Here is a 21132-nt window from a genome sequence, read left to right on the forward strand (position 1 = left end):
CCCAGCGTCATTGCGAGCGCAGCGTAGCAATCCAGGAACGCCATCCGCGGATGCGGTCTGGATTGCGTCGTCGCTGCGCTCCTCGCAATGACGGAGGAGGCAGGACCGTCCTACAACACGTTCTTCGCCCCCGGAATCTGCCTGAGCACCCAGGTCGCGCCCCAGCTCAGCAGCATGCTGCCGACAAAGGCGATCGTCGCCTTGGCGATGGCTGGCAGGCCGAAGTCGAACAGCCAGTACTGGATCCACAGCACGATCGGATAGTGCACCAGGAACATGCCATAGGCATCGGCCTGCATGCGATCGAGCACGGAGAATTCCGAGCGGCGGTTGTTCAGGAAGTAGGACAGGATCGCAAACAGGATCGCGGCGCTGAAGATGACGAACAAGAAGCCATAGGCCGCCTCGTACCATTGCGGCAACACGGGCGGATTGCCCAGCACTTGGCGCTTGATCGTGATGAGCACCCAGAGCAGCGCATAGGGCACGAGCGTGACCACGATCCAGGCCCCGAGTCCGCGCTGCGACATCTGCCCTTCTGCGGCCAGCAGGCCGCGTTCGAAATTGGCCGAGCCGATGCCAGCCCCGACGTAGAAATAGGCGGCGTAGAGCAAGACGCGGCTGGCCTGCACCGAGAGCGGCCCTGCCTCGAACCACAACGTCGGGCCGAAATAGAGCCGGGACGGGATGTAGAGCCCGCCCGTGATCAGCAGGAAGACGAAGAAGAAGTCGCGCGGATGCTCGAAGGCGCGCTGCGACAGCCGATTGATCGGATCCAGCAGGCGCGGCGAGACGCGGTACAAAAGGGCTGCCGAGGTGTCGAACGCCAGCAGCACCCAGATGAACCAGATCGGCCCGCTCGGCCATGGGCCGACCGTGACCGTCTTCCACCAGAAGGAAGCGAAGCGGGCGTCGGGATTGGCGCGCAGCTCGATCGCGTAATAGGCAAGCGGAATGACGGTCAGGGCCGCGATGGCGAAGGGCAGGCCAAGGCGCAATAGCCGGTCACGCAGGAACTGCAGCGTCGACTTGTGGGCAAGGCCCGACCACACGAACAGGCCCGACAGAAAGAAGAACATGGCCATGAAGAAGCTGTCGGTGGCCAGCACGATGGCGTCGAAACCGAGGAAGGACGTCGGATCGGTGTGCCCGAAATAGGTATAGGGAATCACGGCGTGGTGGAGCAGCACCACCAGCGTCAGGAATGTCCGGGCGTGATCGAGCGCGGCGTTGCGTGCCCGAGCGCGCGGGCGGGCCTGAAGCTCGACCTTTGCGGCCGCCGCCGATTGTGTAACCGATATGACCATACGCCCCCCGGCGTCGCTGCTGCCCGGCCCGTGCAGCGGATGTGACGTTCGCATCCCCCTTCGGCCGCGGGGCGTCATGCAAACGTCGTCCAAGGCTGCGCGAGCTGGAATGAGTGGATGAGCTCGTGTGACCCTCTGGCACCGCCATTCGCTGGAGTCGCCCAAAAGCGAGCGAATGACGGCGCCGGACTACCAGATGTCGTCGTTGGTGCTGCAAATCAGCAAGTGCCGCGGTCCGCAAGCCGGTTTCTCACACACTCTGCCGATTTCCGCTCCGGATATCCTTACGAACCGACGACCTACGAAGTTACGGCCGGGACTGTCGTGGGTTGCGCATTTCTTCGGCACCGGGACCGATGGCCGAAGGAACCGGTTCCCCGCGTCATCGTTAGTGAGGCGCCGCGCCGGCGCGGCGCAGAACCGGAGGACCATACCGTGACTATTCTCAAATGGGCGCTGCTGTTCTTCGTGATCTCGGTGGTGGCCGGTATTCTCGGCTTCACCGGCATCTCGGCAGCTTCCGCCGACATTGCGCGGATCCTGTTCTATATCTTCCTGGTGATCTTCCTCGTGCTGCTGATTCTCGGGCTTACGATTTTCAGAGTGTAGCACGCCATCAGGTCAGTGACCGAAACGACCGCCGCGCCGGTATGGGCCTCGTGCCGGCCGCGCGGCGGGCTGTCACCGCAGTTCAATCAGCTGCGACCTCCTCGATCCGCACCTTGTCCGGATAGAACGCCAGGTGGCCCGAGATCTCGGTCATCGCCGGGAAGGGCGCCTCGTAGCTCCAGATCGCATTGTCCAATGTCTTGCCGTTGGCGACGACGCTAAAATAGCTCGCATCCCCCTTGTACGGACAATGGGTGACACGATCGGTCTTCTGCAGGGCCGCCATGTCGGCGTCGGCCCGCGGCACGTATTGAACAGCGGGGTAGCTCGCTTCCTTCAGCGTCAACGCGCGGGTGGTGTCGGCAATCACGACGCCGTCGGCGATCACCCGCACACGTTTCGGATTGGGGGTGATGGTGATCGGGTGATCCGGTCCTGGAAGCTTCATGTCGCCCTCACGATTCAGCCTTTTGGGTGCGTCACCCGGTCCGACGTATCTCGTTTGACCCGGTATATAGTGGTTCCGCGCGTGACCTCGAAAGCGGTTCGCGCTAGATTTCGCCATCACGGTCCCGCGAGAACGCCTTGATTCGCCGTGCTCGGCGGGCCACTGATGGGAGTGCAGCCAAGCCGCGGGCCCTGCGGGCTACATCGTCCACGGGATGCGGCGCCTGCCCGACACAAGGAGATGCACCGGGATGCCCATGGATGCCCACGATATCGAGCAGATGATCAAGTCTGCCATCCCTGACGCACAGGTGACGATTCGCGATCTCGCTGGCGACGGCGACCATTACGCCGCGACGGTGATCTCGGAATCGTTCCGCGGCAAATCCCGCGTTCAGCAGCATCAGCTCGTCTATCAATCGCTGCGCGGCCAGATGGGTGACGTGCTGCATGCTCTGGCCCTGCAGACCGGGGTGCCGGACCAGCGCTGACTGCTTAGGGGGAGATCGCTCATCCGGGGGAGATGGCGGTGGACAATCCGCGTGGTGCGCTGTTTCGCGTCATCGAGCCGAACCGGCACAGCCGGGTCACGTTCGTCGAGCTGTTCTTCGATCTCGTCTTCGTCTACGCGGTCACGCAGATCTCGCACTATCTGATCGGCCATTTCTCGCCGCTCGGCGCCGCCCAGACGGCCGTTCTGTTTCTTGCGGTCTGGTGGGTATGGGTCTACACCGCCTGGGTTACCAACTGGCTCGATCCAGAGAAGGCGCTGGTCCGAGGTCTCTTGTTCGCGCTGATGCTGGCGGGCCTCGTTCTGTCGATGTCGATCCCGCGGGCGTTCGAGGACCGCGGCCTGTGGTTCGCCATGGCCTACGCCGCCATGCAGGTCGGCCGGACCGCGTTCTGGCTGACCGCGACGCCGCCGCAGCGATCTGCCGTCCGCCGCAACGCCGCCCGCATTCTCTCCTGGCTCAGTGCCTCCGCCGTGCTCTGGCTGCTCGGCGGCCTTGCCGAGGGCCCGGCGCGGATGGGGCTGTGGGGGGCGGCGCTCACCCTGGAATATGCGTCGCCGGCCGTCCGCTTCTGGGTCCCCGGGCTGGGTGCCTCCACCGTCGAGGACTGGATGGTCGAAGGCGGCCACATGGCGGAGCGCTGTGCGCTGTTCATCATCATCGCGCTCGGCGAATCCATCGTCGTCACCGGCGCGACCTTTGCCGAGCTCGACTGGACCGGAGCCAACATTGCCGCCTTCGCCAGCGCCTTCATCGGCACGGTGGCGATGTGGGCGGTGTACTTCAACCGCGGCGCTGAGGCGGGATCGGAAGTGATTTCGCAGTCGGCGCAATCCGGGCTGATGGCGCGCTCGGCCTACACCTACTTGCACATGCCGATCGTCGCCGGCATCATCGTGTCGGCGGTGTCGGACGAGATCGTCCTGAAGCACCCCCTCGGGCATACCGACCTGAATATGGCGGCGACGACGATCGGCGGTCCGTTCGTGTTTCTGCTCGGGACCATCCTCTTCAAGTTCAACATCCGCGGCTTCCTGCAGTTGTCGCACGGCGCCGGACTGCTCGCACTGATCGGGCTCGGCTGGTTCGCGACCGAACTGTCGCCTCTCGTGCTTTCGGCGCTGACGAGCGCGCTACTGGCGATCGTCGCGCTGTGGGAGACGCTGTCGTTGCGGTCGAAGCCGGAGCCTCACGCCTCGGCGACGAGCGCCTGAACCGAGAACATCTTCTCGGCATCCGTCCACACGGTCTGGACTTTCCAGCCGGATCCGCGGGCCAGCGCGCCGAAGCGCGCGATGCTGTATTTGTAGCTGTTCTCGGTGTGGATGCTCTCGCCGGCCCGGAACGAGATGGTGGTGCCGAGTAGCCGCACCGTTTGCGGCTTCCGCGCCACCAGATGCATCTCGATGCGGTGCTGCTCGCGATTGTAGATCGCGCGGTGGACGAAGGCGGACAGGTCGAAATTGCCGCCGAGTTCGCGGTTGATCCGCAGCAGCAGGTTGAGATTGAAGCGCGCGGTCACGCCGGCCGCGTCGTTGTAGGCGGCGTGCAGCACACGTTCGTCCTTCTCCAGGTCGACGCCGACGATCATCCGTGCGCCGGTCCCCAAGATCTCGCGTGCCGAGCGCAGGAAGCGGCACGCCTCATGCGGCTCGAAATTGCCGATCGTCGATCCCGGAAAGAAGCCGACCTTCGGCTTGCCTTCGATGGCGTCAGGTAGTTTGAACGCCGTCGTGAAGTCGGCGACGACCGGGTGCACGGCGAGCTGCGGGAAGTCGCGGCGCAGGCTGTCGGCCTGTGCGGTCAGGAACTCGCCGGAAATATCGACCGGCACGTAGGCCGCGAAGCGGCAGCTTTCCAGCAGCAGCCGCACCTTGGTGGTGGCGCCGGCGCCGAACTCGACCAGGGCGGCATCGTCGGGAATGACTGCCGCGATCTCGGCGCCGCGATCCCTCAAGATGCCGAGCTCGGTCCGCGTCGGATAGTACTCCGGCAGGCGCGTGATCTGCTCGAACAGATCGGATCCGGCGGCATCGTAGAAATATTTCGGCGATAGCTGCTTGGGCTGCTGGGCGAGGCCTGCGACTGCGTCCGTCGCAAAGGCCGACGTCTTGTCGTCGGGGAGATGGGCGTCGAGCAGCGCGTTGACGTGCACGTTCATGATACTCTCCTGGACGCGCACACACGCGCGACTGTCGGGCAACGAATGCTGATAGCTCAGGTGTAGTCGGCGAGCCGGAGCCCGGTGAATTGCCAGCGATGATGCGGATAGAAGAAGTTGCGATAGGTGACGCGGCTGTGGCCCACCGGCGTCGCGAGCGATGAGCCGCGCAGCACCAGTTGATTGACCATGAACTTGCCGTTGTACTCGCCGAGCGCACCCTCGATGGCACGATAGCCGGGATAGGGACTGTAGGCGCTGCGGGTCCACTGCCAGACAATGCCGAAGGCATCGTTGAGCTGGTTGCCGCGCGCGGCGACCTCCCATTCCATCTCGGTCGGCAGATGCTTGCCGCGCCAGCGCGCGAAGGCGTCAGCTTCGTAGTAGCTGACGTGGCACACCGGAGCAGCGGGATCGACCGGCCGCAGTCCGCCGAGCGTCATGATGCGCCATTCGCCCTCGACCTTGTACCAATGCCCGGGAGCCTGCCAGCCCTCGCGGCTGGCGGTGGCGAAGCCGTCCATGAGCCAGAGCGTGGCGGTCCGGTAGCCGCCGTCATCCATGAAGGCGAGCCACTCGGCATTGGTGACGAGATTGCGCGCGATGCCTACCGGCCCGACGAGCGCGCGATGGGCTGGCTCCTCATTGTCGAAATGGTAACCATCGCCGGCGTGCCCGACGGTATGGATGCCCTCGGGGAGGTGAATCCAATCCTCGCCCGTTTCCGTGGGGGCAGGGAAGGTCCAGGATGGATCGTAGGCCGGGGCCGTCGGGTTCTGCGCGAACGCATGCAGGATATCGGTCAGCATCAGCTCCTGATGCTGCTGCTCATGGTTGAGGCCGACCTCCACGAGCGGCGCCACCGCGGCCAATGTGGCGGTATCGGCGCTGCCCAGGAAGTCCACCATCGCCGCATCGACATGCCGCCGATATGCCGTGACCTCGGCCACGCCCGGGCGGGTGATCAGGCCGCGCTCGCCCCGCGTGTGGCGCGGGCCGGCACTGACGTAATAGGAATTGAACAGGAACGCGTAATCGGCGTGAAAAGGGGTATATCCCGGGCAGTACTCGCCCAGCACGAACTGCTCGAAAAACCAGGTCGTATGGGCGCGATGCCACTTGGCAGGACTGGCGTCCGGCATCGACTGGATGACCTGATCCTCCGGGCTCAGCGGCGCCGCGCGCCGCTCGGTCTCGCCCCGGACGGCGAGGTACGCCTCGGTCAGGCGCCCGGCGAGGGAGCCGGACCTGCTCTGAAGCGCATCAGTAACGGGGATCGGGGCCGTAGCGGAGGCAGAACTGGTCACGAGGGTCTCCGTTTGCCAGCAGAAAACGATGTTCGACGGAACAAGTTCCTTTCGACAGTTCGTCCTAAATAGGGGCTTGGTTACGGGATGAAACCCTCGTGCCGGCTATAATATTGCTGCCGTCAGCCTATGGTCCGGCCGGGGCCTGGGTCGCCGGCCGATCCTCGGCATTTTACTTTGGTTGAACAACGGTTTGCGCTACATATAGAGAAGTGACGGTCGGCTGCGGACGAAATCCGTCCGGTGGCGATCAGCGCGCACCGAGCCCCAGGCGTTCCTTGAGGCGCCCTAGAGGAAGCGAAGATGAGCATTGAGCAATTCATTGACAATGAAGTGAAGTCGAACGACGTCGTCCTGTTCATGAAGGGGACGCCGCAGTTTCCGCAGTGCGGATTTTCCGGCCAGGTCGTGCAGATCCTGGATCATGTCGGCGTCGGCTATAAGGGCCTCAACGTTCTCGAATCCGCCGAGCTGCGCAACGGCATCAAGACGTTCTCGAACTGGCCGACGATTCCGCAGCTCTATGTGAAGGGCGAGTTCGTCGGCGGCTGCGATATCGTGCGCGAGATGTTCCAGAGCGGCGAGCTGCAGCAGCTGTTCACCGACAAGGGCATCCCGGTCGGCACGGCGGCCTCTGTCTGAGCTATCCGGCTGAGCTATCCGGTCCGAAAGGTCGGCGCGACCCGATTCGAGGTCATCGTCGCCGACATCACCAAGCTCGGCGTTGACGCCATCGTCAACGCCGCGAACTCGTCTCTGCTCGGTGGTGGAGGCGTCGACGGTGCGATCCACCGTGCGGCGGGACCGGACCTCGTCATGGAGTGCCGCATGCTCCACGGCTGCAAGACCGGCGAGGCCAAGATCACCAAGGGCTATCGGCTGCCGGCGCGCCATGTGATCCATACCGTCGGCCCAGTCTGGCAGGGAGGCGATCGCGGCGAGCCGGAGCTGCTCGCCTCGTGCTACCGGCGCTCGATCGAGCTGTGTCACAAGCATCGTTTGGACTCGGTCGCGTTCCCCGCGATCTCGACGGGCATCTTCCGCTTCCCTGCGGATCGTGCGGCATCGATAGCGGTCGCCACTTCGATCGAGATCATCAGCGCGGAGACGTCGCTGTCGCAGATCGTGTTCTGCTGCTTTTCCGATGCGAGTGCCGAGCTGCACGATGAGGCGTTGAGCCGGGCCGTCGAGAGCCGCGCTCGCAAGGGATCGCCGCGCTGACAGCGGCGTGCCCTGTGCGGCATTAGGTCTGCCGGGCGCGCGTGCGATGATCCTCATGCCCTGCGTACGATCTCCCTGACGTGGCCGATCGTCTCTTCGATCATGGCGGCTGTCACGTCGAGATGGGTGCAGGCGCGGATGCGGCCGTCCATCATCGCCAGCAGCACGCCGCGCTTGCGCAATTCACTCACCATCGTCTCGCCGGACACGCCGGCGCCGTCCGGCTTGAAGAACACCAGATTGGTCTCGGGCTCCTGGACCTCGACGCCCTGGATCTGCGACAGCCCGCGTGCCAGCGCCCGCGCATTGGCGTGATCCTCGGCGAGCCGGTCGACGTGATGATCGAGCGCATAGATGCAGGCCGCGGCGACCACGCCGGCCTGGCGCATCGCGCCGCCGAGCCGCTGCTTCCAGCGCCACACCTCGTCGATGAAGGCGGCGCTGCCGGCGAGCACGCCGCCGATCGGCGCGCCCAGCCCCTTAGAGAAATCGATCCAGGCCGAATCCCAGCCTGCGGTCATCTCGGCCGCCGGAATGCCGGTGGCAACCGTCGCGTTGAGCAGCCTTGCGCCGTCCATATGCGTCGCCATGCCGTTCGCCTTGGCGATCTCGGCGATCTCGTCGAGCGCGGCCTTCTTCCAGATCGTGCCGCCGCCGATATTGGCGGTCTGCTCGACGCTGACGACGGTCTGCGGCGGCTGGTAGCGCGAGCGCGGATGCAGCGCGGCGCGGAACGTCTCCGGTGTGAACTGCCCGTCGGGTCCCTTCAACTGCGTCACCTGGAAACCGCCGAGCGCCGCATGCGCGCCGCCCTCGCGCGAGATGATGTGCGCGGTCTCGTGTGCCAGGATCTCGTCGCCTGGGCGGCAATGCACCAGCGTTGCCGCGACATTGCACATCGTGCCCGACGGCATCAGCACGGCGGCCTCCTTGCCGAGCAGCGCGGCGACGCGGCCGCACAATTCATGCACGGTCGGATCGTCGCCGATCTGCTCGTCGCCGACCTCGGCCCGCGCGATGGCCTCGCGCATCGCGGCTGTCGGGCGGGTCTGCGTGTCCGACAACAGATTGACGCGCACGGGCGGCGCCTTGGGATCACGCGCGGGCGGGGTGTAATACATCGGCGGTCCTCGTTCGGCTTATCACGACCCGGACCTTACCCAACTCGCATCGCCCCCGCAAAACGCCTCCTCGATTACGCCGCGCGCGGCGGGTTGAGCCAGATGTCCGGCCGCCGCAACGGCTTGCTCTCGATCGGCTCGGCGACCAGCGGCGGCGCCTCGGTGCAGTCGAACACCCAGGAGTCCATCGGGCTCTGTCGCGACGGTGAAAGAAGCAGCGCTGCGCCAGGCTGTTGCCGCTTGATGTTCCAGCCCATGTTCACCGCGGCCCAGCCGACCAGCATGGTGTGCCATTCGTCGGCGAGCTCGCGCGAATCGTCGAAACAGTGGAGGAGCTCGAGCGCGTAGGGATCGTGGCGAAGCTGCGCGTCGGCAAAGGTGAGCCCGGTCCCGACATGGCGGATCACATGGGCTGTCGCATCGGACTGGACGTGCCAGCAGGAGCGTTCCAGGAGGTCGAAGACCGTCGAGGGATAGAGGCCGTCGTTGAAGCGGTAGCGGACGCCGGAGGTCCGTGCGCGTAACGGCGGAGCGCTGAGCGGCGGCACCCGCAACGGCGGCAGAGGCGGGGCACCGACCGCACCGGTCGGCAACGCACCGAAGATGATATTGCGCCTGTTGAACTCCATGGCGAACGCCCCGCTACTTTACAACTGCAGACAGTGAATCACGGGACGGAGTAGCTGTCAGCCCAGGTTGGGGCGAATTCGTGGCAGGTGTGGCATTCGGGAATCGGTTCGCCCCATCCGAAAAGAAGCCCAAAAAGAAAAGGCCCCGGCGCATGCCAGGGCCTTCGGATTATCAGATGGGACCGGACCGCGGTCCGGTCAAGCTCAGCGCGAGTAGAACTCGACGATCAGATGCGGCTCCATCTGCACCGCGAACGGCACGTCCGACAGCGCGGGGATGCGGATGAACTTCGCGGTCATCTTGGAGTGATCGGCCTCGATGTAGTCGGGCACGTCACGCTCGGCGAGCTGGGTCGCTTCCAGCACCACGGCGAGCTGCTTGGAGGCTTCCTTGACCTCGATCACGTCGCCCGGCTTGACTTGGTAGCTCGCGATGTTGACCTTGCGGCCGTTCACCTTGATGTGGCCGTGGTTGATGAACTGGCGCGCCGCGAACATGGTCGAGACGAACTTGGCGCGGAACACGACGGTGTCGAGACGGCGCTCGAGAATGCCGATCAGGTTCTCGCCGGTGTCGCCCTTGAGACGGCCGGCCTCGACATAGATGCCGTGGAACTGGCGCTCGGAGATGTTGGCGTAGTAGCCCTTCAGCTTCTGCTTGGCGCGCAGCTGCACGCCGAAGTCCGAGAGCTTGCCCTTGCGGCGCTGGCCGTGCTGGCCGGGGCCGTATTCGCGGCGGTTGACGGGGCTCTTCGGGCGGCCCCAGATGTTCTGGCCCATGCGGCGATCGATCTTGTACTTCGCCTCACTGCGCTTAGTCATCGCGTCCTCTTCGATCAAGTTAGGGTTTGAGGAAACGCGCCCTCCTGTGTGTCCGGAAATCCGGCCCACCGACAGGCCCATCCCCAAAGCATGAAGGGAGAAGGCCACGGGTCGCGAAACGCAACGCGGGCCGAAAGCGGCCCGCGAGCAGGGGGGTCTTAGGCGAGAAAGCGCCGGTTTGTCAAACCGCAACCGCCGCTTTTGCCGACAAATCACCCTTTCGGCCCCCTCAGGATGGTCATTTTCTGCCGCGCCGCCTCGCATCCCAGGTCAGCGTCCGCCGGCCCGCGCCCGGGAACCGGGCGGCCCCGCAGCTCGGCCGCGATCTCCCCATTCAGCATCTGCTCGAGCCGGATCGCCGTCCTGGCGATCATGGCACCGTCGGTAACCCGGTGATCCCAGCGGATCAGGATGGGAATCGTCTGGTCCGGCCCGACGACGTCGTAATTGATGATGAACGGTCCCGGGCTCAGGGCGAGGAGCTGGCCGCCGCCGCAGGCCGCGACGCTGGTGACGGAGAAATTGCCGAACCAGTTGGCGCGCTGGCGGCCGAAATTCAGCCCGACCCACCAGGCGAACCGGCGCAGTGGCAACGGCAGCCGGGTCGCCCGCATGATCTTGCGGAACATGGCGACGTCCCCGACCGGCGCCTCCTTGCCCTGCCGGATCACCGCGTCGATCTCGGCCAGCGACATGGCCTCCGGCCCGGAGACGCGCTGCGGCAGCACGCAATCCTCGCCATTCTCGACCCGGGCAATGGTGACGGTGGCGACGCTGCGCGGCAGCTCGTAGAGGCAGCGCCGCGGCCACCCGGTGTAGAGCGTGCGCAGCACCGGTTCGTCGCGGGCAACCAGGGCGAACGCCTTGACGAAGATCGCGGCGAAACCGGGCGGGCGGACGGCCGCGGCGCGGGCCTCGAGCATCGGGCCGATCTGGATCGTGCGGGCCAGCGAGACGAACGGCACACCACGGGAGGCGAGCATCAGATCGATGATCAGACGGCGGTGCAGCGAAATCGGCCTGGTGGTTCCGCGCATCCTGGACCTGTCGCTCCCGTTCGTTCTGCTTGGCCTGATCCGGCTCCCCGGCGGCGGCTGCTGTTAACACCGCAGGCCGGGTTACGGAAGCGCCGTTCGAGGGCGCCGGCGAGGCGAGCGGCTTGGCCTCAGACCCCGAGGACGGCCGGCGACAGACCGAAAATCGTCTTCTTCCTCATGGTCTTCTTCCGCAAAGTTGTTTTTCGTTTGAAACATGAAGCGCGGCTCGAAACGGCGCGAATCAGCGCTTGATCCCCTCGAAGCTCGCGGCGATGCCGCGCTGGAACAAGGACCAGTCGAAGCCGAGCGCCAGCGCCACGTAACCGCGCGCGATCATCGCATTGGCCTGATCGGCCGAGCGCGCGGCGCCGCCGATCGGCACGCCTGATCTGAGGATGCCGGCCTCGGCGCGGGCGATCAGGGATTTCACTTCGGGATCATCGAGCTGGCCGCGCTTGTTGATCGAGGTGGCGAGATCGCCCGGGCCGATCACCGCGATGTCGATGCCGGGCGTGGCCATGATCTCGTCGATCCGCTCGACCGCCTCGACATGCTCGATCGTCACCATGCAGATCATGTCGTCGTCGGCGGTGGCCATGTAGTCGGCCATCGACACGTTCCAGCGGAAGGGGGCGTGGAACGGACCCCACAGGCGGTCGCCCTGGGGCGGGTAGCGCACGCTGCGGACCGCCTTCTCGGCATCAGTGCGGCTGGAAATCATCGGGAAGTTGATGCCGAGGGCGCCGAGGTCCATCGGCGCCTTGGCGAGATGCGGCTCGTTGGCGGCGATGCGCACCAGCGGCACGCAGGGCGTGCCTGCGGTGGCCGTGATCATCGCGTGCGCGGTGGAGAGATCGATCGGCCCGTGCTCGAGGTCGACGATGATCCAGTCGAGCGACTGCGCCATGATGCGCACGGTCTGGATGCTCGGGATGGTGGCGATGGCGCCGAAGGTCGGCCGCTTGTCGCGCCAGGCCTGCTTGAGGCGGTTGAGCGGTTTGGGCGCTGCGGCCATCGGCGGTCTCCGTCAGGCCGGGACGCGGCCGCCGAAATAGGGCGTGAGCGCGCGGCCGAGCTGATGTGGCTTGCTCGAGGTGAAGATCATGGTGGCGCCGCCATTGTCGGGGCCGCCGGCCGAGGGGCCCAGCAGGTCGACGACACGGCGCGCGATGGCGGGCGCGGGATCTATCCAGGTCACCGGCCAGGGCGCCAGGCGTTCGAGCCGGTCGAGCAGCAGCGGATAATGCGTGCAGGCGAGCACGACGGTGTCGGTCCGGCCCGCGGGATCGGCGGCGTCGCCCACGAAGCAAGGCGCGATCTCGGCGGCAATGGCCGCGTCGCTGACCTGGGTTCCGCTGAGCGCGGCCTCCGCCAGTGACGCGAGTTCCGGCGAGCCGACCAGCGTGACGGCGCAGCCCCGCGCGAAGTCGCGGATGAGGGCGTGGGTGTATTCGCGCTGCACCGTCGCCTTGGTGCCGAGCACGGAGACGCGCTTCGTCAGGGATTGCGCGCAGGCCGGCTTGATCGCCGGCACGGTGCCGACGAACGGCGTCGCGTAGGCCGCGCGCAGCGGCGCCAGCGTCTGCACCGAGGCGGTGTTGCAGGCGATCACGACGAGGTCCGGCTCGTGCGCGGCGATCAACTCGCCCATCAGCGGCACCACGCGGGCGATCAGCGCCGCCTCGCTGTGATGGCCGTACGGAAAGAACGCGTCGTCGGCGACATAGACGTAGTGGGCATCGGGCCGCGCCCGCACCACCTCGCGCAGCACGGACAGGCCGCCGAGGCCTGAGTCGAAGACGAGAATCGTAGGGCGATGGGTCACGCGGCGAGTCTACCGGATCGGGGAGGCGGATTCAGTCGGTTTTTCTGCGGGATTTGGCGGGAATGAGGCGCTTGGGTGTGTTCGGGCAGCGGGGGCGAAGGTTCAAAGCTGCGCATTGGGGCCACGGTGGCTGTCAAAATCTCAGTGTCATCCGGCGAACGCCGGGATCCATAACCACCGGCGGGGTTGGGCGTGCGAGCTGGACGCTCCAGCGTGCGTCACACGACCGCTGCGGAGTATGGTCCCGGGGGCGGCGCCGCGCCAACGCTGACGCGTTGCCGCAGCTTGCCCGGGACGACAGTGGAGATGGAGGCGTCATGCCGAGCGAAGCAATCCAGAGTCTCGCGACGACTCTGGATTGCTTCGTCGCTGCGCTCCTCGCAATGACGCTGAAACATGAATGACGCTGAAACATGTGCTCTCATCCTCGCGCCCGCTTCCGCGTCCGAGTGTTGCTCGTCTGATCGCCCTCTTCAGAATGAGGGCGCGGGAAAGGCCGGGTGCCGGTCGCACCCATGGCCCGCCTGCGAAAAAAATGCAGGCGGCAGGAACCACAGGTACGGGCCGGATCATCCCGGCCTTCCCCGCGCAATGGTTTGAACGGCTTATACGTGATCTCCCCGGGGATCGGCTTTCTTGCCCCCGTCGCCAGCGCGCTCGTCGTACTTGCAGCGCCGGCTTGGCATCAGCACCGGGATGCCAGGACCACACGATTTCGCCGTGCGCATCGGATCGTTCGTCGGCATGATTGCTCATGCTGCAACCCGACACGCCCACCGCATCCCGCACCCAACGTTCGTGACGATCGCGAAACGCCCCTCAATCGAGGCGGGACGCGACACCATAGCATCAAATTCTGAAAAACGGAAGAACAAAAATTCGGATTTTCGAGTGGGCGATTTAGCCGTGAGGTTGGCTCCCCTTGCCATGGCGAAATGCCAGGCGGTCTTTCCAATAATATTAGCATTGACTAATTGATTAGTGATTGCTATTGTTTTTCCATGATCCAGCCTGAACCCATCACTGCCGTCATGCGCGCGCTGGCCGATCCGACGCGGCGTGCGGTGTTCGAGCGCATCGTCGAGGCCGACGAGATCACCGTCGTCGAACTCACCCGCGGCAGCACCGTCACGCAGGGCGCGATCTCCCAGCATCTGAAATCCTTGAAACAGGCCGGCCTGGTCTGCGAGCGCCCCGAGGGCCGCAAGGTCTATTACCGCGCGGAGCCACGCGGCCTGGAGCCGCTGGCCGACTGGATGAGCCATTACGGCGCGTTCTGGCGCGACCGCTTTGCCAATCTGAGAAACCTGCTGAAGGACATCGATCCATGAACCAAGCCGTGAACGCGGATACGCGGGCCATTGTCGTCGAGAACATCTTTCCGCATGCGCCGGAGATCATCTGGAAAGCCTTGACCAACGGCGAGCTGATCGGCCGCTGGCTGATGGCGCCCAAGGGCTTTGAGCCGATCATCGGCAATCGGTTCACCTTTCAAACGACGCCGGCCGGCCAATGGGATGGCACCATTCACTGCGAGGTGCTGGAGGTCGTGCCGAACGAGCGGCTGTCCTACGCGTGGAAGGGCGGCCACGACAGCAATGTCGGCTACGGCGCGAAGCTGGAGACGGTGGTCACCTTCAGTCTTTCCAAGGCGGACACGGGCACGCGCCTTCGCCTGGTGCATTCCGGCTTCGTGCTGCCGACCAATGACACCGCCTATCGCAAGATGGGCGAGGGCTGGAAGACGGTCGTCAAGAAGCTCGATCAGATCGCCGCCGAACAGGCGTCATCGCAGCGGCCGCATTGAAACAAGCAGGAGAGCGACATGACGAAGTCCTATGCCGGCGGCTGCGCCTGCGGCGCGGTGCGTTACGAGATCACGGGCGAGCCGGCCGTGATGCTGGACTGCCAATGTCGGCAATGCCAGCGCGACAGCGGCACCGGGCATCAATCGCACCTGACCTTCGTCGCGGCGGAGGTGAGGGTCGAAGGCGAGGTGTCGCATTGGCAGACCACAGGCGACGGCGGCACCGTCAAGCGGCGCGCGTTCTGTCCGACCTGCGGCTCGCACGTTCACCTGACATTTCCCGCGATGCCCGAGGTGTTCATCGTCCCGCCGGCCAGCCTCGACGACCCCGGCCGCTACAAGCCGCAACTGGTGTCGTGGACATCAGCCGGATACGCCTGGGATCACCTCGATCCGGCGCTGCCGAAATTCGAGAAGATGCCGCCCCGGTGAGTCTTGGTGCTTGGGGCGAACGAGACGAGCATTTCCTGAGAATCGGCAATTGGCCGTGGGATGAGCTCTCGCCGTCTCCAATGCTGTCATGCTCCGCCAAAAGCGGAGCATCCAGTATTCTGCTGCAGAAGATACCGAACCGAAAAACCTCGGCGTACTGGATCGTCCGCCTTCGACGATGACCAGGGTTACGGCCCCGGGGTTACTGTGCACTACACTAACGACGGCGTGCGCGGCGGTGGGGCAGTGGCGACTGCACGCTCTATCTTGCCCCTCCGATGTTGGACCGGCCCTTTCCTCGGTTGCTGCATCGAGCCGGGCCGCGCTGGCAGGCGATAGGATCGACAGGAAGCTCGCGGCATCACCGGTTCCCTGGCGGAACATTGCGCTTGCGCCTTGAATGTCAACGGTGGGCATCCATATGCCATCCATGCACCATCCCGGTGGATGGTGGAATTGGATGCCGCTGTGCCCGACAACGTCCACCCACTCCGCGGGAAAGTCCCGGACACCGAGAAGATCACCGTCAATCTCGGCTACGTCGATCTCGGTCAGGTCGATCTGATGGTGCGGGAAGGGTTCTATTCCAACCGCACCGATTTCATCCGCACGGCGATCCGCAACCAGCTCGACCGGCACGCCGACGTGGTCAGGCAGTCGACGGTGCGCAACAGCCTGGACCTCGGCTTGCGGCATTACAGCCGCGCCGATCTCGAAGCGGCGCAGCGGGCAGGGCAGATGCTGCAAATCAACGTGCTTGGGCTTGCCACCATCGCCGCCGATGTGACGCCCGAGCTGGCCCGCGCCACCGTCGCCTCGGTCTCCGTGCTGGGCGCACTCCATGCCACCCCCGCGGTCAAGGCCGCTCTCGCCGACAGAATGAGGTAGCGCGATGCTGAACCCAGAGATCATGCGCGAAGCGACGCGCCTGACGCGGGCCGGCCAGTTGGGCGAGGCCACGGCGTTGCTGCAACGTATGCTGCGCGGCGACAGCGCACCGGCGGCAGCGGCGGATCCAGTGCGATCAGCGCCGGCGCGGCTCGCGCCCCCGACCATCGAGGGACAGGCGACGCGCGTCAGTGAGCGCGACCGGCCGTCCGCGAAGGTTGCCCCGGCGCAAGCGCGCGCCATGCAGGCCAAGCCATCGCACAAGCCATCGCAAGCCAAACCATGGCAAGCCAAGCCCGCTCAGGCGCGCCAGCGACCCGTCCGGCGCGAAGATCTCGGCGAGCTGCCGGGCTTCGGCCTGCGAGGTCCGCATCTGCGCGCGCCTTCGGCGCGCGACACCACCCCCGAAGGTGCAAGATTCGTCCAGGCCAGCTTCGGCAATGCGGCGGGACGCCGGAGCTACAAGCTGTTGATCCCCAGCAGGGCCGAGGGCCGTCAGCTTCCGCTCGTCGTCATGCTGCATGGCTGCACACAGTCGGCGGACGATTTCGCGGCCGGCACACGGATGAACTTCCTGGGCGAGGAGCAGAGCTGCCTCGTCGTCTATCCGGAGCAGCCGAGCGGTGCCAATCAGTCGAAATGCTGGAACTGGTTTCGCACCGGCGACCAGCAGCGCGAGGGCGGCGAGCCGTCGCTGATCGCGGGCATCACCCGCCAGGTGATGCGCGACCATGCTGTAGATCCCAGGCGCGTCTATGTCGCCGGCCTGTCGGCCGGAGGCGCCACGGCCGCCATCATGGCCGCGACCTATCCCGATCTCTACGCCGCGGCGGGCGTCCATTCCGGTCTCGCCTGCGGGGCCGCGCGCGATCTTCCCTCGGCGTTGATGGCGATGCGCCAAGGCGCCGGCCACACGGCGGATCGGAGATCGGCTGTGCCGACGATCGTCTTCCATGGCGATCGCGACACGACCGTGCATCCCGCCAACGGCGACCGGGTCGTTGCGCAGGCGACCGGCGCCATGCGCGGGACATCGTCGGTCGTGCACGGGCGGGTGCCTGGTGGCCATGCCTATACGCGGACGATTCTGACCGAGCCGAGCGGGAAGGTGACGTCGGAGCACTGGACCGTCCACGGCGCCGCTCACGCCTGGTCCGGCGGCAGTCCGGCCGGATCCTACACCGATCCGAAAGGACCGGATGCGACGCGGGAGATGCTGCGGTTCTTCCTCGCGCATTCATGCGCGGACTAGCAAGACAACGGCGCCCGTGAAAATGCCGGTGGCGCTGCATTCCGTCTTGCGAGGTCAAGACATCTGCACATCTGCGCGTCGCTGCTACCAGCAACCATGATGCATCTCCCCCGTTAAGCGGGCACGAATATCCTGGCGGGTGTCGTCCTCGGGAGGGCGAATGACCATGTCACGACGAACGCGGGTGGTCCGATGTCGCGATTCCTGAACTGGTTCTTCCGCAATCGCGCGACCGGCGAGATCACGATCGCCCAGATGCCGAACCCCGCTCTTTGGATCGTGCTGGCGGGCAGCCTCGTCGGCTGGGTCTGGCATCCGCCGGGTCAGACAGGCGCCAATCTGGATTGTCTGGTCAAAGCCAGTCTCTTCGTCTGGGCGTTCGACGAACTCCTGCGCGGCGTCAACCCCTGGCGCCGCTGCCTCGGCGCAGCCGTGCTGGTGTATGTGATCGCGACCGCGGTCTGATGGGCATCAGCGCGTTGGCCACGGGATGATGTGGCCAGCTTGACATGCATCAACGGATGGCGATGGCTGCCGACCGATGGTCGGGGATGTCATCCGATGTCGAGGATTCAGGCGTGAGACGTCTCGCACGTTCGATGCGGGCCTTTGGTGCAGGAACCGCAGCCCGATGAGTTCGGCCGTCACCAACGACGGGGGCCTTGCCGCGCCTTCTGATCGGCCCGGCGCCGCACCGGTGTTCCGCGCGCGCAAGCTCTCGAAGACCTATCGGATGGGCGAGGTCGAGGTGCATGCGCTGCGCGATGTCGACCTCGACATCTACGAGGGGGAGCTCGTGGTGCTGCTCGGGCCGTCGGGATCGGGCAAGTCGACCCTGCTCAACATCCTCGGCGGACTGGACAGCCCGACGTCGGGCGAAGCGCAATGGCGCGATCATCAACTGGTCGGCGCCGGCGATGCCGAGCTGACGCGCTACCGGCGCGAGCATGTCGGCTTCGTGTTTCAGTTCTACAACCTGATCCCGAGTCTGACGGTCCTCGAGAACGTCGCGCTGGTCACCGAGATCGCCGACAAGCCGCTCGATCCGCTCGAGGTGCTCAAGCTCGTCGGCCTCGAGCGGCGGATCGACCACTTTCCCTCGCAGCTGTCCGGCGGCGAGCAGCAGCGCGTCGCGGTGGCCCGCGCCATGGTCAAGGCGCCCGACGTGCTGTTGTGCGACGAGCCGACCGGTGCGCTGGACTATGAGACGGGGAAGGTCGTGCTCGCCGCGATCGCGCGCGCCAACGCGCAGCTCGGGACGACCACCATCATCATCACGCACAATGCGGCGATCGCCGGCATGGCCGATCGCGTGCTGCGGCTCGGCGGCGGACGCATCGTCGGCGAGACGCGCAATGCGCGGCGCCTCTCGGCCGATGAGGTGCGCTGGTGAGCCTGCTGGACCGCAAGCTGTGGCGCGACGTCGGCGCGATGCGCGGACAGGTGGTCACGATCGCGCTGCTGGTGGCGGCCGGTGTCGCCGTGTTCGTCGGCTCGGTCTCGACCTATTTGTCCCTGCGCGGCGGCTGCGAGCAGTTCTATGCCGACGGCCGGTTTCCGCAGATCTTCGTCACGCTGAAGCGGGCGCCGCTGGCGCTGGTGCCGCGGCTCAGTTCCATTCCTGGCGTGGTCGCGGTCGAGCCGCGCATCGTGCGCGAGGTCATCGTCGATTGGCCGGCCGTCTCGCAACCGGTCTCGGCCCGCCTGGTGTCGCTGACCCACGCCGGCGATGAGCCCCTGGCGCGGTTGCATCTGCGCCGCGGCGCCGCGCCCGAGCCGGGTGCCGCCCGCAGCGCCGCGGTCAACGAGGCGTTTGCCGAGGCCAATGGCGTCAGTCCGGGTGACGACATCCGCGTGCTGCTCAATGGCCGCGTGCAGGGCTTCCGGGTTTCCGGCATCGCGTTGTCGCCGGAATATGTCTACGCGGTGAAGCCGGGATTGCCGATCCCCGACGATCGCCTCTACGCCATCCTGTGGGTCGACCGGAGCGCGGCCGAGGCCGCCTTCGACATGAAAGGGGCGTTCAACGATGCCGTGGTCGCGCTCGCTCCGGGTGTCGATCCCAAGCCCGTGATCGAGGAGCTCGACCGGCTGCTCGAGCCCTATGGCTCGATCGGCGCGATCGCGCGGCGGGACCAGCCGTCGAACCGCTTTCTCGAGGACGAGCTGAACCAGCAGAAGGTGATGTCGATCACCATCCCCATCATCTTCTTCGGTGTCGCCACGTTCCTGCTCAACGGCGCGCTCGGGCGGCTGGTCGCCGCGCAGCGCGAGCAGATCGCGGCGCTGAAGGCGCTCGGCTTTCCGACGCTGCGGCTCACCTTCCACTATCTCAAGCTGATGCTGGTCATCGTGCTGATCGGATCGGTGCTCGGCATCGCCGGCGGCGTCGGCTTCGGCCATGCCATGATCGCGAGCTATCAGGGGTTCTTCCGTCTTCCGGAGCTGCCGTTTCGGCTGGCGCCCTGGGCGGCGGTGGCCGGTGTCGCGATCAGCGTCGCGGCGGGCGCCCTCGGTGTCGTCACGGCGCTTCAGGAGGTCGTCGGCCTTGCGCCGGCGGAGGCGATGCGGCCCGCGATGCCGCTGGGGTTCCGCCGCTCCTGGATCGAGCGCATCCTGCCCGGCACGGCGTTCGGCGCGCGGCGGATGATGATGCTGCGCAACGTCGCGGGGCGGCCGTTCCGTTCGCTGTTCACCATCGTCGGCATCGCCTTCGCGGTGCCGATGATGGTGCTCGGGATCTTCTGGCGCGATGCCATCGGCGAGATGATCGAGCTGCAGTTCAATCTGGTCGAGCGCGGCAACGCCACGATCACTTTCATCCATCCGATGGACCGCGCGATCCTGCGTGACCTGGCGCGCCAGCCTGGTGTGCTCGCGATCGAGGGCCAGCGCATCGTTCCGGTGCGCCTGCGCGCCGGGCACCAAAGCTACCTCACCTCGGTGATCGGACTGGCGGCCGCCGACGAGCTGCGCCGACCGCACGATTCCGCGCGCCGTCCGATCGTCGCTGTGCCCGATGGCATCACGCTGACCCGACGCCTTGCCGAGCGCCTGGCGCTGAGCGCAGGGCAGGTCGTGACGGTGGAGGCGATGGAAGGCCACCGTCGGCGGCGCGACCTGCCGGTGAGCGCCATCGTCGACGAGGCGATCGGCATGGCGTCCTACATGGACATCGACACGCTCAACCGCTTCACCGGCGAAGGCGCGGTGATCTCGGCGGCGAGCCTCCAGGTCGAGCCGGCGGCGCTGGTTGCGCTCGGCGCGAGGTTCAAGAGCATGCCGAAAATCGAATCCGTGACGATGAAGGCCTACACCCTCGCATCCTTCATCGAGAAGATCGCGGGCCTCGTGTTCGTCACCGCCGGCATCCTCACCGGCTTCGCCGCGATCATCACCGTGGGCGTGGTCTACAACAGCGCCCGCATCAGCCTGCAGGAGCGCGCCTGGGAGCTCGCGAGCCTGCGGGTGCTGGGCTTCACTCGCGGCGAGGTCGCGGGCATCCTGTTCGGCGAGTTCGCGCTGGACATCGCGGTCGGGATTCCGCTCGGCCTGTGGCTGTCGCACGCCATCATCGGGCTGATCGCGCGCCTGCATTCCAGCGAGAGCTTCCAGATCCCGGGCGTGATCGCGCCGCAGACCTACCTGATCGCGACAGCGGTGGTCTTGGCCAGCGCCGCGATCAGCGCCATCATCGTCCGCAGGAGGGTGGATCAGCTCGATCTGGTCGCGGCCCTCAAGACCAGGGAATGAGC

23 protein-coding genes are annotated in these 21132 nt (G+C 66.0%); 13 read left to right on the forward strand and 10 right to left on the reverse strand.

Annotation, left to right across the window (positions count from 1 at the left end; translation table 11 throughout):
• Positions 1 to 110: 110 nt before the first annotated feature.
• A complete protein-coding gene (locus ACQR03_RS00995; RefSeq protein WP_315714836.1) occupies positions 111 to 1307 on the reverse strand; it encodes an acyltransferase family protein in 1197 nt (398 codons plus the stop codon).
• A 435-nt stretch (positions 1308 to 1742) separates the two neighbouring features.
• On the opposite strand from ACQR03_RS00995, the gene ACQR03_RS01000 reads away from it, so the two are divergent.
• Positions 1743 to 1916, forward strand: a complete 174-nt coding sequence (locus tag ACQR03_RS01000; RefSeq protein ID WP_012045337.1) for a DUF1328 domain-containing protein — start codon at positions 1743 to 1745, stop codon at positions 1914 to 1916.
• An 82-nt stretch (positions 1917 to 1998) separates the two neighbouring features.
• Here the strand turns inward: ACQR03_RS01000 and ACQR03_RS01005 are convergent, their stop codons facing one another.
• Positions 1999 to 2364 (reverse strand): DUF427 domain-containing protein, encoded by a 366-nt coding sequence (locus tag ACQR03_RS01005; RefSeq protein ID WP_315749303.1) that lies wholly within the window; start codon positions 2362 to 2364, stop codon positions 1999 to 2001.
• 250 nt (positions 2365 to 2614) lie between these two features.
• Here ACQR03_RS01005 and ACQR03_RS01010 point away from each other — a divergent pair, with 250 nt between their 5' ends.
• Positions 2615 to 2854, forward strand: a complete 240-nt coding sequence (locus tag ACQR03_RS01010) for a BolA family protein (protein ID WP_315714834.1) — start codon at positions 2615 to 2617, stop codon at positions 2852 to 2854.
• 32 nt (positions 2855 to 2886) lie between these two features.
• Positions 2887 to 4089, forward strand: coding sequence for a low temperature requirement protein A (locus ACQR03_RS01015; RefSeq protein WP_315749305.1), 1203 nt, complete (start codon positions 2887 to 2889; stop codon positions 4087 to 4089).
• Here the strand turns inward: ACQR03_RS01015 and egtD are convergent.
• Together egtD and egtB are read right to left on the reverse strand one after the other, a co-directional pair.
• Positions 4065 to 5036, reverse strand: a complete 972-nt coding sequence (gene egtD, locus ACQR03_RS01020) for an L-histidine N(alpha)-methyltransferase (protein ID WP_316202227.1) — start codon at positions 5034 to 5036, stop codon at positions 4065 to 4067. The genes ACQR03_RS01015 and egtD overlap by 25 nt on opposite strands.
• Before the next feature lie 56 nt (positions 5037 to 5092).
• Positions 5093 to 6343 (reverse strand): ergothioneine biosynthesis protein EgtB, encoded by a 1251-nt coding sequence (gene egtB / locus ACQR03_RS01025; protein ID WP_434841539.1) that lies wholly within the window; start codon positions 6341 to 6343, stop codon positions 5093 to 5095.
• A 303-nt stretch (positions 6344 to 6646) separates the two neighbouring features.
• On the opposite strand from egtB, the gene grxD reads away from it, so the two are divergent.
• Together grxD and ACQR03_RS01035 are read left to right on the forward strand one after the other, a co-directional pair.
• On the forward strand, positions 6647 to 6985 hold the full coding sequence (grxD, locus tag ACQR03_RS01030; protein ID WP_315714830.1) for a Grx4 family monothiol glutaredoxin: 339 nt from the start codon (positions 6647 to 6649) through the stop codon (positions 6983 to 6985).
• Positions 6986 to 6994: 9 nt separating this feature from the next.
• Positions 6995 to 7564 carry an O-acetyl-ADP-ribose deacetylase gene (locus ACQR03_RS01035; protein ID WP_316192794.1) on the forward strand — a complete coding sequence of 190 codons (570 nt, stop codon included), beginning with the start codon at positions 6995 to 6997 and terminating at the stop codon, positions 7562 to 7564.
• Positions 7565 to 7617: 53 nt separating this feature from the next.
• On the opposite strand, the gene ACQR03_RS01040 is transcribed toward ACQR03_RS01035, so the two are convergent.
• The 6 genes from ACQR03_RS01040 to murI form a co-directional block, all read right to left on the reverse strand.
• A complete protein-coding gene (locus ACQR03_RS01040; protein ID WP_316164431.1) occupies positions 7618 to 8685 on the reverse strand; it encodes a threonine aldolase family protein in 1068 nt (355 codons plus the stop codon).
• Between the two features lie 74 nt (positions 8686 to 8759).
• Entirely contained in the window at positions 8760 to 9314 is a 555-nt protein-coding gene (locus tag ACQR03_RS01045) for a hypothetical protein (protein ID WP_316194583.1), read from the reverse strand.
• Between the two features lie 204 nt (positions 9315 to 9518).
• Positions 9519 to 10136 carry a 30S ribosomal protein S4 gene (rpsD, locus tag ACQR03_RS01050; RefSeq protein ID WP_011925811.1) on the reverse strand — a complete coding sequence of 206 codons (618 nt, stop codon included), beginning with the start codon at positions 10134 to 10136 and terminating at the stop codon, positions 9519 to 9521.
• 212 nt (positions 10137 to 10348) lie between these two features.
• Entirely contained in the window at positions 10349 to 11173 is an 825-nt protein-coding gene (locus ACQR03_RS01055) for an acyltransferase (RefSeq protein ID WP_315826301.1), read from the reverse strand.
• Positions 11174 to 11414: 241 nt separating this feature from the next.
• Positions 11415 to 12188 (reverse strand): HpcH/HpaI aldolase family protein, encoded by a 774-nt coding sequence (locus ACQR03_RS01060; RefSeq protein WP_315826300.1) that lies wholly within the window; start codon positions 12186 to 12188, stop codon positions 11415 to 11417.
• A 12-nt stretch (positions 12189 to 12200) separates the two neighbouring features.
• Positions 12201 to 12998: a glutamate racemase gene (murI, locus tag ACQR03_RS01065; RefSeq protein ID WP_316202225.1), complete on the reverse strand. Its 798-nt coding sequence runs from the start codon at positions 12996 to 12998 to the stop codon at positions 12201 to 12203.
• A 1001-nt stretch (positions 12999 to 13999) separates the two neighbouring features.
• Here murI and ACQR03_RS01070 point away from each other — a divergent pair.
• The 8 genes from ACQR03_RS01070 (at position 14000) to ACQR03_RS01105 (ending at position 21130) form a co-directional block, all read left to right on the forward strand.
• The gene (locus ACQR03_RS01070) at positions 14000 to 14329 is read left to right on the forward strand and encodes an ArsR/SmtB family transcription factor (protein ID WP_315714817.1); all 330 of its coding nucleotides are present in this window, start codon (positions 14000 to 14002) and stop codon (positions 14327 to 14329) included.
• Positions 14326 to 14805 carry an SRPBCC family protein gene (locus ACQR03_RS01075; protein WP_315826298.1) on the forward strand — a complete coding sequence of 160 codons (480 nt, stop codon included), beginning with the start codon at positions 14326 to 14328 and terminating at the stop codon, positions 14803 to 14805. The genes ACQR03_RS01070 and ACQR03_RS01075 overlap by 4 nt, the downstream gene beginning before the upstream one ends.
• Positions 14806 to 14823: 18 nt before the next feature.
• Positions 14824 to 15237 (forward strand): GFA family protein, encoded by a 414-nt coding sequence (locus tag ACQR03_RS01080; RefSeq protein WP_315826297.1) that lies wholly within the window; start codon positions 14824 to 14826, stop codon positions 15235 to 15237.
• Positions 15238 to 15684: 447 nt separating this feature from the next.
• Positions 15685 to 16125, forward strand: a complete 441-nt coding sequence (locus tag ACQR03_RS01085) for a CopG family transcriptional regulator (protein ID WP_315714988.1) — start codon at positions 15685 to 15687, stop codon at positions 16123 to 16125.
• A gap of 4 nt (positions 16126 to 16129) precedes the next feature.
• Positions 16130 to 17377: an extracellular catalytic domain type 1 short-chain-length polyhydroxyalkanoate depolymerase gene (locus ACQR03_RS01090; protein WP_434841538.1), complete on the forward strand. Its 1248-nt coding sequence runs from the start codon at positions 16130 to 16132 to the stop codon at positions 17375 to 17377.
• A 192-nt stretch (positions 17378 to 17569) separates the two neighbouring features.
• Positions 17570 to 17842 carry a hypothetical protein gene (locus ACQR03_RS01095; RefSeq protein ID WP_315714813.1) on the forward strand — a complete coding sequence of 91 codons (273 nt, stop codon included), beginning with the start codon at positions 17570 to 17572 and terminating at the stop codon, positions 17840 to 17842.
• 166 nt (positions 17843 to 18008) lie between these two features.
• A complete protein-coding gene (locus tag ACQR03_RS01100; RefSeq protein ID WP_316170311.1) occupies positions 18009 to 18770 on the forward strand; it encodes an ABC transporter ATP-binding protein in 762 nt (253 codons plus the stop codon).
• A complete protein-coding gene (locus tag ACQR03_RS01105) occupies positions 18764 to 21130 on the forward strand; it encodes an ABC transporter permease (protein WP_434841579.1) in 2367 nt (788 codons plus the stop codon). The genes ACQR03_RS01100 and ACQR03_RS01105 overlap by 7 nt, the downstream gene beginning before the upstream one ends.
• The last annotated feature ends 2 nt before the right edge of the window (positions 21131 to 21132 follow it).

This window comes from Bradyrhizobium sp. HKCCYLS3070 (genome assembly GCF_051167575.1).
GTDB lineage: Bacteria > Pseudomonadota > Alphaproteobacteria > Rhizobiales > Xanthobacteraceae > Bradyrhizobium.